Below are 13,706 nucleotides of genomic sequence, written 5' to 3'. Positions count from 1 at the left end.
GTATGCAAGTACCCCCCGGGGTATCTTGGTGTCAGATCTCTACATCTCCGAGGAGGAGCTCATGTGCTACCCGGTCACCTGTTCGACCTGCAAGAAGACCACATGGGGCGGCTGCGGATCGCATGTCGCCAGCGTGATGAATTCGGTGCCCGCATCGCGCCGGTGCACCTGCGAGACACACGCCGACCGCGCCGGTAACCGCGGAATCTTCGGCCGCATCCTGGGCCGCTGACCACCCGAGCCGGGCGCGCGATGAGCCACCGGGTCGAGTGACAACCGGCGGCACCGCTCGCCCTGCCGCCCTCACTGTCGATTCCCCACTCCCCCAGGGGCGGATCCCGCCCGAAAATATACCCCCTCCCGTATAAGGAGCCTCGCATTGAGCAGCAACACCACATCCGCCGGTGAACTGTCGCCGACGACATCGAAACCCGAGCACGGGTCCGCCCCGCCGGGGATCCCCGGCGGGGCGCTGGCCCGCTGGGGTGCGCGGATGGCCACGCACACGAAGTGGGTCTTCGGTGTGTGGTTGATCGCGCTGGTCGCCCTCGGCGCCGCGGCGCCGGGCGTGTTCAACTCCCTGGCGGGCGCCGGCTGGCAGGCCAACGGCTCGGAGTCGGTGCGCGTCCGCGAGCTGGCACAGCAGCACTTCGGCGGGAATTCCTCCGCCGCGGTGCAGGTGGTCGTGCACTCGGATTCCGTGCCGGTTTCGGATCCGTCGATGCAGCAGGTCCTCGCCGAGGCGATCGCCCTGCTCCAGGGCGACGACCGCTTCGGCGACGTCATCGCCCCCCAGCCCGGGATGACGATCAGCCCGGACGGTCATACCGGCGTCTTGATCGCCGGCTCCGCCGCGAGCACGGACGAGATGGTCAAGGCGGTCGACGACCTCGGGCACAAGCTGACCGCGCTGTCGACGGCGGACATCGAGGTCTACCCCACCGGCGCTTCCGCACTGTGGAGCGAGTTCAACAAGGCCAACCACGACGCCATGATCAAGGCGGAGATGCTCTCCTGGCCGGTGACACTGGCGATCATGGTGCTCGCGTTCGGCTCACTGGTCGCCGCGGGCCTGCCACTGCTGCTGACCCTCGCAGGCCTGGTGGCCTCCGCCGGCGGCCTGGTGCTGCTCAACTCGGCCACCCCGATCTCGGTGTGGGCGATGAATTTCGCCATGATGTTCGCCCTGGCGCTCGGCATCGACTACGCCCTCTTCATCGTCGCGAGGTTCCGCGATGCGCTGCGAAAGGCCACAGATACCCCTGCCGCCGTCGCCGAGACGATGGACACCGCAGGCAAGGCGGTCGTCCTGTCCGGCTTGACCGTGCTGGTGAGCCTGTCCGCCGTGTTGCTCGTCCCCGCACCCGCGGTGCGGACCATGGCCGTGGGCATCATGCTCGCCGTCGCATTCGTGCTCGCCGCGACGCTGACCCTGCTCCCGGCGGCACTGGGCGCACTCGGCCCGAAGATCAACGCTGGATCGCTGCCGTACGCCACCCGCCAGCAGCACCGGTCACCCCGGTTCGAGTCCTGGGGAAATCTGCTGCACAGGCACCCCTGGCCCTTCGCCATCGGCTCCCTCCTGGTGCTGACGGCGTTGGCGCTGCCGGTACTCGGCCTGAAGGTGGCCATGCCCTCGATACAGGTCGTGCCCGCCGACGCTTCGGTGCGCCAGGGATACGAACTGATTCAGGCTCAGATGGGCGAGGGCGCGCCCGGTATGTACCAGATCATCGCCCCCGCGGCCGATGCCGAGGCTACCGCCGCCACCGCCAGGACGACCGAGGGCATCGCCATGGTCACACCGCCGATGCCGAGCGCGGACGGCTCCGATCATGTGATGCTCCAGGCGATCCCGGCCGTCGACCCGTCGGATGCGGAGATGGGCGCGATCCTCGATCGCTTGCGCGCCGATCTGCCGTCGCAGGCGCTGGTCGGCGGCGCCCCGGCGGAGAACCTCGACCTCCAGCAAGCCCTCGACGACTACCTGCCGGTGATCATCGGCGTCATCCTCGTGCTCGGCTTCGCACTGCTGCTGGTCGCGCTCCAGGCTCCGCTCATCGCCATCCTCGGGACCGTGGTGAGCCTGCTCTCGACCGCGGCGGCGTTCGGCGTGGCCAAGCTGATCTTCCAGGACGGCCACGGCGCGAGCCTGCTCGGGTTCACCCCGCAAGGCTTTCTGGACGGCTGGGGGCCGGTGTTCTTCTTCGCGATGATCTTCGCCATCGCGATGGACTACACGGTATTCCTGCTCGCGACCGCCAAGGAGCACTATGAGGAATCCGGTGATCCGCACGTCGCGCATGTCATGGGTCTGGCTCATTCGGGCCGCATCATCGCGGCCGCCGCCGCGGTGATGGTCGCGGTGTTCTTCACCTTCGCGCTCGCGGAGCCGCTGCCGCCCAAGGAGATGGGAATCATCCTCGGCGTCGCCGTGCTGCTGGACGCGGTGTTCATCCGCCTGATCCTGCTGCCGGTGCTGCTGCGCTTGACCGGCCACGCCGCCTGGTGGTCACCGGCCTGGCTGCGGCGCGCCTTACCGAAGGTCAGCTTCTCGCACGGCTGACGCGAACGGGGTATGTGTGGTGCGGGTTACCCCACCACACATACCCCCTAGGGTATACTTGAGGTCCGTCCCAGAAAGGATTCGCCATGGTCGGAAATGACGAGAGTATCGCGCTGGTACTCAACCGCCTGCGCCGCGCGCACGGGCAGCTCGCCGGGGTGATCTCGATGATCGAGAACGGGCGCGACTGCAAAGACGTGGTCACTCAGCTCGCGGCTGTCTCCCGCGCATTGGACAAGGCGGGGTTCAAGATCGTGGCCAGCGGACTACGCGAATGCCTGGCCGGTGACGCCGCGGACGGCAAGGAACCCATGAGTGAAGCAGAGCTGGAAAAGCTCTTCCTCGCCCTCGCCTGACGACAAGGAAGGTGAACCCGGTGGGAAACCTACCCCGACATCAGGGCTGGACTGTCGAACGAGTTGTGCCACTCATGGCCGGAGCGATCGTGCTGGTGAGTGTGGCCTCGGCCCTCGTCTTCACGCCCTGGTGGCTGCTGCTCACGACCTTCGTCGGCGTCAATCTCGTCTTCTACGCCGCCGTCGGCTGGTGCCCCGCCAGTCTGATCATGGAGAAGGTCGGACTCGAACGCGCCGGCTGCCGAGTCCGACCTACCGGCCACTAGCCCAGTGCAGAACCCGGACCAACCAGAACGGAGACCATCGATGAACCTCGCGCTGTCCACCACGTTGACGACATCGTTCGCCGAAGCGGTCACCCGCACCCGAGCGGCGTTGCAGGAACAAGGGTTCGGTGTACTCACCGAGATCGACATGCAGGCCACCTTGAAGGCCAAACTCGACGCGGACATGGAGCGCTATCTGATCCTCGGCGCCTGTAACCCGCCACTCGCGCACCGCGCAGTGGAGGCGAACCGGCAGATCGGACTGCTGCTGCCCTGCAATGTGGTCGTCCGGGAGGACGCGGCCGTGCCGGGCACCGTTGTGGTCGAGGCGATGAATCCGCAGCTGCTCGTCCAGGTCACCGACCAACCCGCCCTCGCGCCGATCGCCGACGAGGCGGGCCGCCGCCTGCAGGCCGCGATCGACGCACTGACCACCGGCGATCGAGCGCAGTAGCGCGAGCGTCCGACGAGGACATCACGACACCCGCGTCCAGAAGGAGACATCGTTGACGATCCTCGTCTCCGTGCTGCTGGGTGCTGTCATCGGCATCCTGCTCGGCCTCCTCGGCGGCGGCGGGTCGATTCTCGCCGTGCCAGGGCTCGTCTACGGACTGGGGATTCCGCTCGGCCAGGCGGTGCCGATGTCGCTGCTCGTCGTCGGCGTTTCCGCACTGGTCGGCGCCATCCCCAAGATCCGGTCGGGTCTCGTGCAGTGGCGAGTCGCGGGCGTGTTCGCCGTGACCGGACTTCCTGCCGCGTTCGCGGGAAGCGCCGTGAACCGCTACCTTCCCCCTTCGCTGACCCTCGCCGGATTCGCCGTGGTCATGATCGCCGCTGGAACCCGGATGCTCGCGAGTGACGACAGCATCGGTACCGCGTGCCGGGTCGACGGATCGACCATCAATTGGCGCCGCTGCGCCTCCCGTGCCGTGCCCGTCGGACTCGGCGTCGGCTTTCTGACCGGACTGTTCGGGGTCGGCGGCGGCTTCCTCATCGTCCCTGCCCTCGTCCTCCTGCTCGGCATCGAGATGTCGGTCGCGATCGGCACATCCCTGGTGATCGTCACCGCCAATTCGGCCTCCGGGCTGCTCGCCTACCTCGGTGATCTCAGCCTCGACTGGCGCGTCGCCGCGGCGTTCACCGCGACCGCCATCGGCGGATCGCTCGTCGCGGGCCGGTATGGACAGCGGGTCGACGTCGCACGGCTCCAGCGGTGGTTCGCCTTCCTGATCTTCACCGTGGCGGCCTTCGTCATCATCGAAGTGCTCTTCCTCCGTTAGCGGCCGCACCGAACCGGTCGTCGGGCCGTCAGCGGTTCGCGATGTCGCGTGCGGCGAGGTTGGCCCGCCGTTCGTCCGACCCGCCCGATCGCCGGGCGGGTTCGGCAGAGGCGCGCTCGCTGGGTCGCTCCGGCCGACGTGACCGAGGGCATTTGGTCCTCACCAGACAGGCGTAATGGCCGTCCCGGAGAAGGGCCCGTCCCGAGCACACTGGCCGCTATGACCTATGGACCAGCCCCCGCGGTCCCCAGCCGGTGGACTATCCGGGCAGGGATTCAGCTGGCGTGCCGCGTCCCGTCGATCCACAACACCCAGCCGTGGCGATGGGACTTCGACAGTTCGCGACTGTCACTGCGCCGCGACCCCGACAGGTCCGGCTATTTCGATCGAGTGCGCCGCTTCCGGGTTGCCGACCTGCGCGCTGACCCAGATCACCGAACTCGTCGCGGGTCGACGACTGCTCAGCAGCCTCATCGGCCATCCCCGGTCCCCAGGTCGCCCTGCGCATCGGTCCGGCACCTGACGACCGGCGACCACCACCCACACCCCGTCGACCTCTCTCCGACGTGCTCGGTGGGAGTAAGTAGCTCACCAGGAGGCACAATCATGTCCACCTTCGAACAACGCAAGACTCGACGCGCGCTACGCGCGGGCCTCGTCGGCACTGCCGGATTCGTGGCGCTGTGGGCCTTCGTGGGCGCCCTCGGTCTCGTCGGCGGTGGCGTCGACCTCGGCGACGAGATCACCGCCCGCCTCCCGTTCAGCAGTCAGATCCTCGCCGGACTGCTCCTGGCCACGATCGTCGGAGTGCCGATGGCGGCTACCGCGGCCCTCGGGGTGCGCGCCGACCCCAGGACGGCGATCGTCGGGTCGTACAGCGGCCTTCTGCTGGTCGGCTGGGTCACGCTGCAGCCGTTCATCATCGGCCGGTTCAACTGGCTGCAGCCAGTATTCGGGCTGCTCGGCGTCGCCGTGTGCCTGCTCGCCTACCGGCTGCGTCGGCCGAGCGCGCGCGCCGGTTTCTCCCGGCCCCTCCCGTACGGATCGTCGCCGGCATGACGGGCCACAGGCGTCGCTGCTCGAACTGGGGTGCCCTGGCTCATCCAGACGGTGCCGCCGATACCGAGGTGTCCCGGTGAAGACATCGCGGCGGGACAGGCCGGTCATGGCCGGCGTCGACAACTCCCAGCTCGCCCTGGCAGCAGTTCGATGGGCTGCCGAGGAAGCGAGTCTGCAGCACGTGCCGCTACACCTGGTGCACGCCATCGGGACAGGATGGGACCTGGGCTCTCGGCTGGGCGAAGTGGGCCTGCACCACCAGTCATACCTGGACGAGGGCATCGCCGCGCTGGCCGCCGCCGAGCGCGAGGCACGGCGAGTCGCCGGAGCGAACACCATCGAAATCTCGACCGAGCTCGCGTGGCCTGCCCCCGTGCGGGCACTCAGCAAGAGGTCGCGCTCGGCGCGGCTGCTCGTGCTCGGGACTCGCGGAATGGATGCCTTCGACCGGGCGGTTCTCGGCTCGGCCAGCGCCGCGCTCGTCCGGCGCTCGATGTGTCCGGTGGTCGTCGTTCCCGCCGCCCCGGCTCCCGAGCGCTCCCGTTCCATCCTGGTCGGCATCGATGGGTCCGCGGCCAGTGCGCACGCGGTGGAGGTCGCGTTCGCACAGGCCACGGCGCGCGGCGTCGACGTGGTCGCCTTGCTGGCGTGGACCCGAACCGGCGACGACCCGGCAGCGCTGGACGAGGCTCAGCAGGCGCAAGCCACGTTGTCGGCGTGTCTCGCCGGATACGCCCAGGAGTTTCCGCACGTCAGGGTGCGGCGGATCCTCGCCGAGGGCGATCCCGCCCAGCGGCTCCTCGACGCGGCCGAAGACGCGCAGTTGATCGTCGTCGGCAGCCGGGGCCGCGGCGGGATCGCCGGGTTCACCCTCGGATCGGTGAGCCGTACGGTACTCGACAATGCGCCGGTACCCGTTATCGTTGCGCGCCCACGATCGGGCGATCACCATCGATCGCACGGCGCGCGACCGCACCGTAGGCTGCAACTGTCACAGGAAACGAAAGGTCCGCACCCATGGTCAAGGTCTTTTTGGTCGACGATCACGAAATCGTTCGACACGGCGTAGCCGATCTCATCGACCTGGAGCCCGACCTCGAGGTCATCGGCGAGGCCGGCACCTGCTCGCAGGCGCTGGCTCGCATCCCCGCGCTGTGTCCGGACGTCGCCGTGCTCGATGTCCTGCTCCCGGACGGCAACGGCATCGAGCTCTGCCGTGAACTGCTCTCGGCGAACCCCGCGCTGCGGTGCCTGATCCTCACCTCGTTCACCGATGAACAAGCCATGCTCAACGCCATTCTCGCCGGCGCCAGCGGCTATGTCATCAAAGACATCAAGAGCCTCGAGCTGATCACCGCCATCCGGGACGTCAGTGCTGGCAAGTCCCTGCTGGACAATCGCGCCGCGGCCGCTCTCATGACCAAGCTGCGCACCGAGGCGGCGGGGAAGACAGGCCCCTTGGCCACCCTCACCGAGCAGGAACGCACCCTGCTCGCCCTGCTCGGCGAGGGCTTGACCAATCGGCAGATCGCCGCGCGCATGTACCTGGCGGAGAAGACCGTCAAGAACTACGTCTCCCGACTGCTGACCAAGCTCGGGGTCGAACGCCGCACTCAAGCAGCTGTCATGGCATCGAAACTCGACGAGTAGGGACGATATGTCGCCCTGCGCCGGGCACACGCGACAACGGCTCGCCGTGAAACAATGTCGCCCGTGAGCGAATACGGTCTGGACTCTACGAACGGCCCGCAGGTAGGGGTCACCGAGACGCTGTCGCAATTGCGGCTGCGGGAGTTGCTCGGCCAGGTCCAGGACCGTATCGCGCAGATCATCGACGTGCGCGACAACATGGACCGGCTGATCGAGGCGATGCTCGTCGTCACGGCGGGACTCGATCTCGACGACACGCTGCGCTCGATCGTGCACACCGCCATCGAACTGGTCGACGCCCAGTACGGCGCCCTCGGTGTCCGCGAGACCGACAAGACCAGCAACCAACTCGCGGAGTTCGTCTACGAAGGTATCGACGACCGGACCAGAGTCCTCATCGGTGACCTGCCCCGCGGTCACGGTGTGCTGGGACTCCTCATCCAGGAGCCGACGCCGATCCGGTTGACCAGGTTGTCCGATCATCCTTCCTCCGTCGGCTTTCCCCCACACCACCCGCCGATGAACACATTCCTCGGTGTGCCCGTCAAGGTCCGGGACGAGATCTTCGGGAATCTCTACCTCACCGAGAAGGCCGGCGGTCAGGAATTCACCGACGACGACGAGGTGGTCGTGCAGGCACTGGCCGCCGCGGCGGGCATCGCCATCGCCAATGCCCGCCTGTACGAGGAATCCCGCGTCCGCCAGCAATGGCTCGAAGCGACCAGGGACGTCACGACCGAACTACTCGCCGGCGGCGAGCCGAAGGAAGTCCTCGACCTGGTCACCCAGCGGGCCCTCACCCTCACACAATCCGCGTGCACATTCGTCGCGCTGCCCGAGGATCCCGACGTGCCACCCGAGGAAGTGTCCGAATTGGTGGTGATCGCCGCGGCGGGGGTCGACGCCGAAGCGATCATCGACCAGCGTCTCGCCGTCGACGATTCCCAGTCCGGTGCCGCGTACCGCTCCGATGAGATTGTCGTCTCCGACAAACTCCCCTACAACTTGTTCTCCCCGGCCAGGACCCGCTTCGGGCCCGCCGTGGTGGTCCCGTTGCGGGTGGGTTCCTCGGTGATCGGCGTCCTCACGACCATCCGCCCCGCCGACTCCCCGGCCCTGGACGAGACCACCACGGCCATGCTCGCCGCCTTCGCCGATCAAGCCGCCCTGGTCCTCCAGCTGTCCGATACCCAGCGACGTATGCGCGAACTCGACGTGGTGTCCGACCGCGACCGGATCGCACGAGGCCTGCACGATCACGTCATCCAGCGGCTGTTCGCCGTCGGACTGTCCCTGCAGGGCACGATGCAGCGAGCGCGGACTCCGGAGGTCAAGTCGCGGCTGATGGAGACCATCGACGATGTGCAATCCATCGTCCAGGACATCCGACACTCGATCTTCGACCTGCAGAGCAACAACACCGCCGATTCCTCGAAGTACCGCAAGCATCTGCACGGCATCATCGTCGACACCACCGCCGACACCGGGCTGCGTACCACCGTCCGGCTCGCCGGGCCCGTCACCGTGTTGGCCCCGCCGCTGTCCGACGATGTCGAAGCGGTCCTGCGCGAAGCGGTGAGCAACGTGGTCCGCCACGCCCAGGCCAGTCTGGTCGCGGTCGAACTCCGCGTTGGCGACGAGGTATCGATCGAAGTCGCCGACGACGGTGTCGGCGTTCCCGACGACATCTCGCGCCGCAGTGGATTGGCAAATCTCGCCGTCCGGGCCGAGCGGGCGGGCGGGTCCTTTCACCTCGACAACCGCCCCGAAGGTGGAACCGTCCTGCGCTGGACAGTTCCGCTTCCCTGATCACCCGGCCCAAGGGCCGGTTGGTCCTCATTCCGAGGCCGGAGGTCTCTACCCCGGGTGCGCCGCGAGGCGGACGCTTCATGCATCACCAAGACGCGTGTGCGCCGCCGGTACCGGGAGAAAAACCATGACCACACCGACCATCGACGATTCGCGCACCCCAACCACGGTGCCGACCCGCATCTTCCCGAACCTGAGCGGGATGCCACCGCGCGACCTGTCCAGGTCGCGGCCGACGGAGCGCGCGACCGCCTCGTCCGGGTGGTCCGCCGGACCCTGATTCCCGGCTCGGCCCACCTAGCCTCAGCAAGCCGTGGTGGGGCAGGCCGAGCCCACGCCGAACCCTCCGTACGTCTTCCGGTTACCCGGCTCACAAAATTGGTATCTCGAATACGAATTATTGTAGGTTCGGGCCATGCAGCTCACCCGCTTCACCGACCTCGGACTTCGCGTCGTCATGCGGCTCGCGGTGACCTCGGACGATCGGCCGGGCAGCCGCGAGGTCGCCGACGAACTGGCGGTGTCCTACGCCCACGTGGCGAAAGTGATCACCCGGTTGGCCGAACTCGGAATCGTGGACGCCCGGCGCGGACGGCGCGGCGGTCTCGCCATCACCGAGCTCGGCCGCACCGCTTCGGTCGGCTGGCTGGTGCGGCGGCTCGAAGGCGAGAGCGAAGTCGTCGAATGCGACGGAGCCACCCCGTGCCCGCTGCGGGCGAACTGTCTCCTGCGGTCGGCCCTGCGCACCGCACAAGAGTCCTTCTTCGCCTCCCTCGACGCCCTCACGATCGAGGACCTCACCCGAACCCCCACCCGCACAGTTCTTCTCGCCCTCCCCCGCGTGGGCGACACCCACTTAGACACCGCCACAACGAACGGAGAATGACATGCTCTCGGCCCCCGCGAAAGAGATCATCCGCGCCACCCTGCCCGCAGTCGGCGCCGCCATCGGCGATATCACCGCCCTGTTCTACCGCAGGATGTTCGCCGCGCACCCCGAACTCGAACGCGACCTGTTCAACCGCGGCAACCAGCGGCAGGGCGACCAGCAGAAGGCGCTCGCCGGCGCCATCGCCGCCTTCGCCGCGCTGCAACTCGAACCGGATCAGGACCGGGTGGACCTCATCCTCTCGCGGATCGCGAACAAGCACGCCTCCTTGGGAATCCGGCCCGAGCAGTACCGAATCGTGCACAAGCATCTCTTCGATGCCATCGCCGAGGTACTCGGTGACGCCGTCACCGCCGAGGTCGCGACGGCCTGGGACGAGCTGTACTGGCTGATGGCCGACACGCTCATCGCGATGGAAGCCGGACTGTACCGGGCAGCGGGCGTCGCCGACGGTCACGTCTGGCGGCAGACGCGGGTGCGCGAGCGCCGCCAGGAGTCGACCGACGCCGTCTCCTTCGTGCTCACCTCGCTCGACGGCGCGCCGCTGCCGTCCTTCGCACCGGGCCAATACCTGTCGGTGGGTGTCCGTCTCGAAGACGGCGCCCGCCAGATCCGTCAGTACAGCCTGTCCTCGGCGCCCTCCGCCGGAGACTGGCGCATCACCGTCAAGCGTGTCGACCCGCACACGCTGCCCGACGGGTCGATCGCCCCCGCCGGCGAGGTCTCGAACTTCCTGTACCGCAACGTCTTCGAGGGTGACATCCTCGACGTGACCACCCCCTTCGGAGATCTGGTACTCGCGGACGACGACGCGCCGCTGCTGCTGATCTCCGCGGGCATCGGCTGCACCCCGATGATGGGCATGCTCGGTCACCTCGCCGACACCGCCGACCCCCGCCCCGTCTCGGTGGTCCACGCCGACCGCGCGCCCAGCAGCCACGCCCACCGCGCCGAGCTGGCCGAACTCGTCGACCGGCTGCCCCTCGCGGTCATGCACCGCTGGTATGAAGATCTCGGCGCCCGCCGACCCGAAGACGGGCTCCGGGAGGGCCGCGCCGACCTCGGCGAGATCGCCATCGCCGACGGCACCCGCGCCTACCTGTGCGGACCGCTGCCCTTCATGCTCAGCGTGCGCGAGGCGCTCCTGGACAAGGGCGTGGCGGCTGAGAACATCCACTACGAGGTCTTCGGACCGGATCGCTGGGCGCCGGCCCCCGCGTAGATGTCGCACATCGACGAGGTGGGGACACCGAGGTGGCGCGACACCGACGCCAGGCGCCTCAGCGAACCGTTTCGGTCAGCTCGCCTGTTTCCAGCAGGGTCTTGAGGTCGGCAAGGACACGCGGCCAGCCCTGGCCGATGCTCTCCAGCACCGCGCTGCCCGGCAGGAATCCGTCGTGGACCACGGTGAGTTTCACGAGGCCGCCCGCGTCCTCGAGGTCGAAGGCCACCCTGGAGCGCGGTTCGGATGTCCCGCCGTGGCAGGTCGTGGTGCGATGCCAGGTGTAGACAAGGCGGCGGTACGGATCGGCTTCCAGGACAACCTGTTCGGGGTCGTCGGCGACGGTGCCGTCGCCAGCCGTCACGACGATGGTCGAGCCGGGCCGCCAGTCCGACTCGAAGGTATAGCCGGCCCAGTACCTGCGGGTGAAGGCCGGTTCGGTGAGGGCCTGCCAGAGCAGTTCCGGGGTGGTGCGGATGTAGGTGGTGTAGACGAATTCGTGGGTGCCGGTCGCGTCCATGTGGGTCCGTTCCAAGGCATGTTTCAGATCCGAGAGGGCCTCGACGCGGGCCCGGTCGTACTGATTGATCCAGCGTTGCGCGATCTCGTTGATCGGCGCCAGGTTGAGGTAGTGAACCTTCTCGCGGCCCCGCCGGACGGGGGTGACCAGGTTCGCCCGCTCCAGGATCGCGAGGTGCTTGCTCACCGACTGCCGGGCCATGTCCAGGCCGGCGCACAGTTCACGCAGCGTCTGCCCGTTGTGAGCGTTGAGGTCGTCCAAGAGCCGGCGGCGGGTCGGATCGGCCAGCGCCCGGAAGACGTCGTCCACCGTCGGTCAGTTCCAGCTGCTGGCGGGGGGCATCGCCGCGACGGGCTGCCAGCCGCCGTTCTCCAGCCCGTTCTTCAGACTGAACAGGAACTGCCCCCAGCGAGTGGAACAGTGGTGCATGAACTCCACCGGCTCACGCCAGTTCGCATGGGTGAACTTCACGACCGTCTCCTCCGCCACCGGTCCGGGATAGATGTCGAAGGTGATCGTAGTGCCGACCCACTCGCCCGGCCCATCCATACATTCCCACTTCACGCGCCGCCCTGGGACGAGCTCGACCACCCGCACAGCGAGGATCGGCTCGTCGCCGTCGCCGAACTCGAGCGCGTGCTCGGGGTCGCCGCTGGCGGACATCCACCACTTCGACACTCCGCTTGGCGTGCTGACGGTGTCGTAGACCTTCTGCTGTGGGGCGAAAACCCCCACACGGTGCCGGATATCGGCCATGGCGAGCCTCCTCTGCAATAGGCAGCCAATCAGCTGCCCATACAATTTAGGCAGCCAATCGGATGCATGTCAACGGCATCGCAGGCCTGCCGGGTATCGATCATGGGGGCAGGGACGCTGAGCCAGCGGCTGGACGGAAGGCTCGGAGAACCATCTGTGCAGCGGTTCGATCGGTGTGGTCGGCGCCGACGCTTCATCCCACGTCCGGCAGCGGGGTCCTCGTCCGCATCGCGTGTCCCCACCCTCTTCCACTCGGAGGTCAGCTCAGGCGGCGGTCGAACACCTGGCTACTCACACCCGCGGTCGGCTCCACGGTGATCACGCGAAGATTCACGGCGTCGACACTCAGGTCCATGACCATGAATCCCAGCTCGTGCTGGGTTTCGAAGAGGGCCGGGTGCGCCGACTCCGAGTGGGTGGCGGAGAGCCCGGTCGCGGTCTTGCTCGCCGCGCCCGAGATGATCTGTCGGGTGCCTTTGGTCGCGGCGGTCGGTTCGAGGACCTGGAGGGTGTGGTCGTGACCGGAGAGCAGGAAGGAGACCTTGCCCAGCACATGGTCTTCGAGGAACCGTTTGACGTGCACACCGTTGATCGGTTCGATCGCCAGCCCTTCGTAGCGGCCCGCGTCCCCGTGTGGTCCGTTGCTGAGATACGGCTGGTGGGTGCAGGCGATCTTCCACCGCGCGGTCGACTCGGCCAGCGCGCGGTCGAGCCAGGCGCGCTGCTCGTTCATGTAGGGACCGTCCACCGACCAGTACGGTTCCAGCAATGGTGGCAGGTAGGCCGCGAGCGGGTTGACATCGAGGATGAACAACTCCAGCACGGGGTTCTGTTCGGGCACGCACACCGAGTAGTAGCGGCTCGGCATCCACCAGCGTGCGGATTTGGCGTGATACTCGACTTCGTGGTTGCCGCGGGTCAGCCAGCCGCCGTCGCCGGGGAACACCCCGGAGGTGTCGTGGTTGCCGAGCACCATGGCCCACGGAAAGTCCAGGCCCGCATTGGGATCCTCGAATTTCGTGGTGAATTGGACGTCGTCGGGGGCGTGCGGGCCGGATTCGTAGATGTTGTCGCCGAGGCCGACTGCCATGGTGAACGGCTCGCGGGCGTGAAACTGCCGCGCCGCGTCCGCGACCGCCCATTGGGTGCGGGTACCGGTGCCTGCGTCGCCGGTGATCAGAAGACGCGCGGTATCGACAGCTCGCGGCGCGAACTTCGGCACTTCGGCGGCGACGGCCGCCGCGGGTGTCAGGCCGGCAAGGGTGATCCCTGCGACGGCGCCGGACAGAACGTCGCGGCGGCTGATGCCGGACCGGGTTGAATGCGTCATGGA

16 protein-coding genes are annotated in these 13,706 nt (G+C 67.8%); 12 read left to right on the top strand and 4 right to left on the bottom strand.

What is annotated here, in order from left to right:
* Nucleotides 1-379: 379 nt before the first annotated feature.
* From Q7X29_RS15165 to Q7X29_RS15145, 5 genes are all read left to right on the top strand, one after another.
* A complete protein-coding gene (locus Q7X29_RS15165) occupies nt 380-2,566 on the top strand; it encodes an MMPL family transporter (RefSeq protein WP_218719043.1) in 2,187 nt (728 codons plus the stop codon).
* Between the two features lie 86 nt (nt 2,567-2,652).
* A complete protein-coding gene (locus tag Q7X29_RS15160; RefSeq protein ID WP_067487809.1) occupies nt 2,653-2,922 on the top strand; it encodes a metal-sensitive transcriptional regulator in 270 nt (89 codons plus the stop codon).
* 11 nt (nt 2,923-2,933) lie between these two features.
* Complete coding sequence (locus Q7X29_RS15155) at nt 2,934-3,188, top strand: YgaP family membrane protein (RefSeq protein WP_308248522.1); 255 nt, start codon at nt 2,934-2,936, stop codon at nt 3,186-3,188.
* 40 nt (nt 3,189-3,228) lie between these two features.
* Nucleotides 3,229-3,642, top strand: coding sequence for a DUF302 domain-containing protein (locus Q7X29_RS15150; protein WP_218719041.1), 414 nt, complete (start codon nt 3,229-3,231; stop codon nt 3,640-3,642).
* A gap of 52 nt (nt 3,643-3,694) precedes the next feature.
* Nucleotides 3,695-4,468 (top strand): sulfite exporter TauE/SafE family protein, encoded by a 774-nt coding sequence (locus Q7X29_RS15145; RefSeq protein WP_218719040.1) that lies wholly within the window; start codon nt 3,695-3,697, stop codon nt 4,466-4,468.
* Nucleotides 4,469-4,816: 348 nt separating this feature from the next.
* Here Q7X29_RS15145 and Q7X29_RS15140 read toward each other — a convergent pair whose 3' ends face one another.
* Nucleotides 4,817-4,942 carry a hypothetical protein gene (locus Q7X29_RS15140; RefSeq protein ID WP_255587935.1) on the bottom strand — a complete coding sequence of 42 codons (126 nt, stop codon included), beginning with the start codon at nt 4,940-4,942 and terminating at the stop codon, nt 4,817-4,819.
* Nucleotides 4,943-5,074: 132 nt separating this feature from the next.
* Here Q7X29_RS15140 and Q7X29_RS15135 point away from each other — a divergent pair, with 132 nt between their 5' ends.
* The 7 genes from Q7X29_RS15135 (at nt 5,075) to Q7X29_RS15105 (ending at nt 11,097) form a co-directional block, all read left to right on the top strand.
* Nucleotides 5,075-5,527, top strand: coding sequence for a hypothetical protein (locus Q7X29_RS15135; RefSeq protein WP_316574462.1), 453 nt, complete (start codon nt 5,075-5,077; stop codon nt 5,525-5,527).
* Between the two features lie 106 nt (nt 5,528-5,633).
* Nucleotides 5,634-6,596, top strand: coding sequence for a universal stress protein (locus Q7X29_RS15130; protein ID WP_218719038.1), 963 nt, complete (start codon nt 5,634-5,636; stop codon nt 6,594-6,596).
* Nucleotides 6,545-7,177 carry a response regulator gene (locus Q7X29_RS15125; protein WP_218719037.1) on the top strand — a complete coding sequence of 211 codons (633 nt, stop codon included), beginning with the start codon at nt 6,545-6,547 and terminating at the stop codon, nt 7,175-7,177. The genes Q7X29_RS15130 and Q7X29_RS15125 overlap by 52 nt, the downstream gene beginning before the upstream one ends.
* Before the next feature lie 63 nt (nt 7,178-7,240).
* Entirely contained in the window at nt 7,241-8,986 is a 1,746-nt protein-coding gene (locus Q7X29_RS15120; RefSeq protein WP_308248521.1) for a GAF domain-containing sensor histidine kinase, read from the top strand.
* Between the two features lie 127 nt (nt 8,987-9,113).
* A complete protein-coding gene (locus tag Q7X29_RS15115) occupies nt 9,114-9,266 on the top strand; it encodes a hypothetical protein (RefSeq protein WP_218719035.1) in 153 nt (50 codons plus the stop codon).
* A 135-nt stretch (nt 9,267-9,401) separates the two neighbouring features.
* The gene (locus Q7X29_RS15110) at nt 9,402-9,872 is read left to right on the top strand and encodes an RrF2 family transcriptional regulator (protein ID WP_218719034.1); all 471 of its coding nucleotides are present in this window, start codon (nt 9,402-9,404) and stop codon (nt 9,870-9,872) included.
* A gap of 1 nt (nt 9,873) precedes the next feature.
* Nucleotides 9,874-11,097 (top strand): globin domain-containing protein, encoded by a 1,224-nt coding sequence (locus Q7X29_RS15105; RefSeq protein ID WP_218719033.1) that lies wholly within the window; start codon nt 9,874-9,876, stop codon nt 11,095-11,097.
* Between the two features lie 58 nt (nt 11,098-11,155).
* Here the strand turns inward: Q7X29_RS15105 and Q7X29_RS15100 are convergent, their stop codons facing one another.
* From Q7X29_RS15100 to Q7X29_RS15090, 3 genes are all read right to left on the bottom strand, one after another.
* Nucleotides 11,156-11,926, bottom strand: coding sequence for an ArsR/SmtB family transcription factor (locus Q7X29_RS15100; RefSeq protein WP_316574461.1), 771 nt, complete (start codon nt 11,924-11,926; stop codon nt 11,156-11,158).
* 6 nt (nt 11,927-11,932) lie between these two features.
* A complete protein-coding gene (locus Q7X29_RS15095) occupies nt 11,933-12,373 on the bottom strand; it encodes an SRPBCC family protein (RefSeq protein ID WP_218719031.1) in 441 nt (146 codons plus the stop codon).
* 259 nt (nt 12,374-12,632) lie between these two features.
* Nucleotides 12,633-13,703, bottom strand: coding sequence for a metallophosphoesterase (locus tag Q7X29_RS15090; RefSeq protein WP_218719030.1), 1,071 nt, complete (start codon nt 13,701-13,703; stop codon nt 12,633-12,635).
* Nucleotides 13,704-13,706 lie beyond the last annotated feature (3 nt).

The sequence above is a fragment of the Nocardia canadensis genome (assembly GCF_032656385.1).
GTDB lineage: Bacteria > Actinomycetota > Actinomycetes > Mycobacteriales > Mycobacteriaceae > Nocardia > Nocardia canadensis.
This window is presented reverse-complemented; position numbering and strand designations above follow the sequence as displayed.

Coding starts and splice junctions, on each gene's coding strand:
- Q7X29_RS15160 (WP_067487809.1), top strand. CDS start 2,653: ATGGTCGGAAATGACGAGAGTATCGCGCTGGTACTCAACCGCCTGCGC.
- Q7X29_RS15150 (WP_218719041.1), top strand. CDS start 3,229: ATGAACCTCGCGCTGTCCACCACGTTGACGACATCGTTCGCCGAAGCG.
- Q7X29_RS15140 (WP_255587935.1), bottom strand. CDS start 4,942: ATGAGGCTGCTGAGCAGTCGTCGACCCGCGACGAGTTCGGTGATCTGG.
- Q7X29_RS15135 (WP_316574462.1), top strand. CDS start 5,075: ATGTCCACCTTCGAACAACGCAAGACTCGACGCGCGCTACGCGCGGGC.
- Q7X29_RS15130 (WP_218719038.1), top strand. CDS start 5,634: ATGGCCGGCGTCGACAACTCCCAGCTCGCCCTGGCAGCAGTTCGATGG.
- Q7X29_RS15125 (WP_218719037.1), top strand. CDS start 6,545: ATGGTCAAGGTCTTTTTGGTCGACGATCACGAAATCGTTCGACACGGC.
- Q7X29_RS15115 (WP_218719035.1), top strand. CDS start 9,114: ATGACCACACCGACCATCGACGATTCGCGCACCCCAACCACGGTGCCG.
- Q7X29_RS15110 (WP_218719034.1), top strand. CDS start 9,402: ATGCAGCTCACCCGCTTCACCGACCTCGGACTTCGCGTCGTCATGCGG.
- Q7X29_RS15105 (WP_218719033.1), top strand. CDS start 9,874: ATGCTCTCGGCCCCCGCGAAAGAGATCATCCGCGCCACCCTGCCCGCA.
- Q7X29_RS15095 (WP_218719031.1), bottom strand. CDS start 12,373: ATGGCCGATATCCGGCACCGTGTGGGGGTTTTCGCCCCACAGCAGAAG.
- Q7X29_RS15090 (WP_218719030.1), bottom strand. CDS start 13,703: ATGACGCATTCAACCCGGTCCGGCATCAGCCGCCGCGACGTTCTGTCC.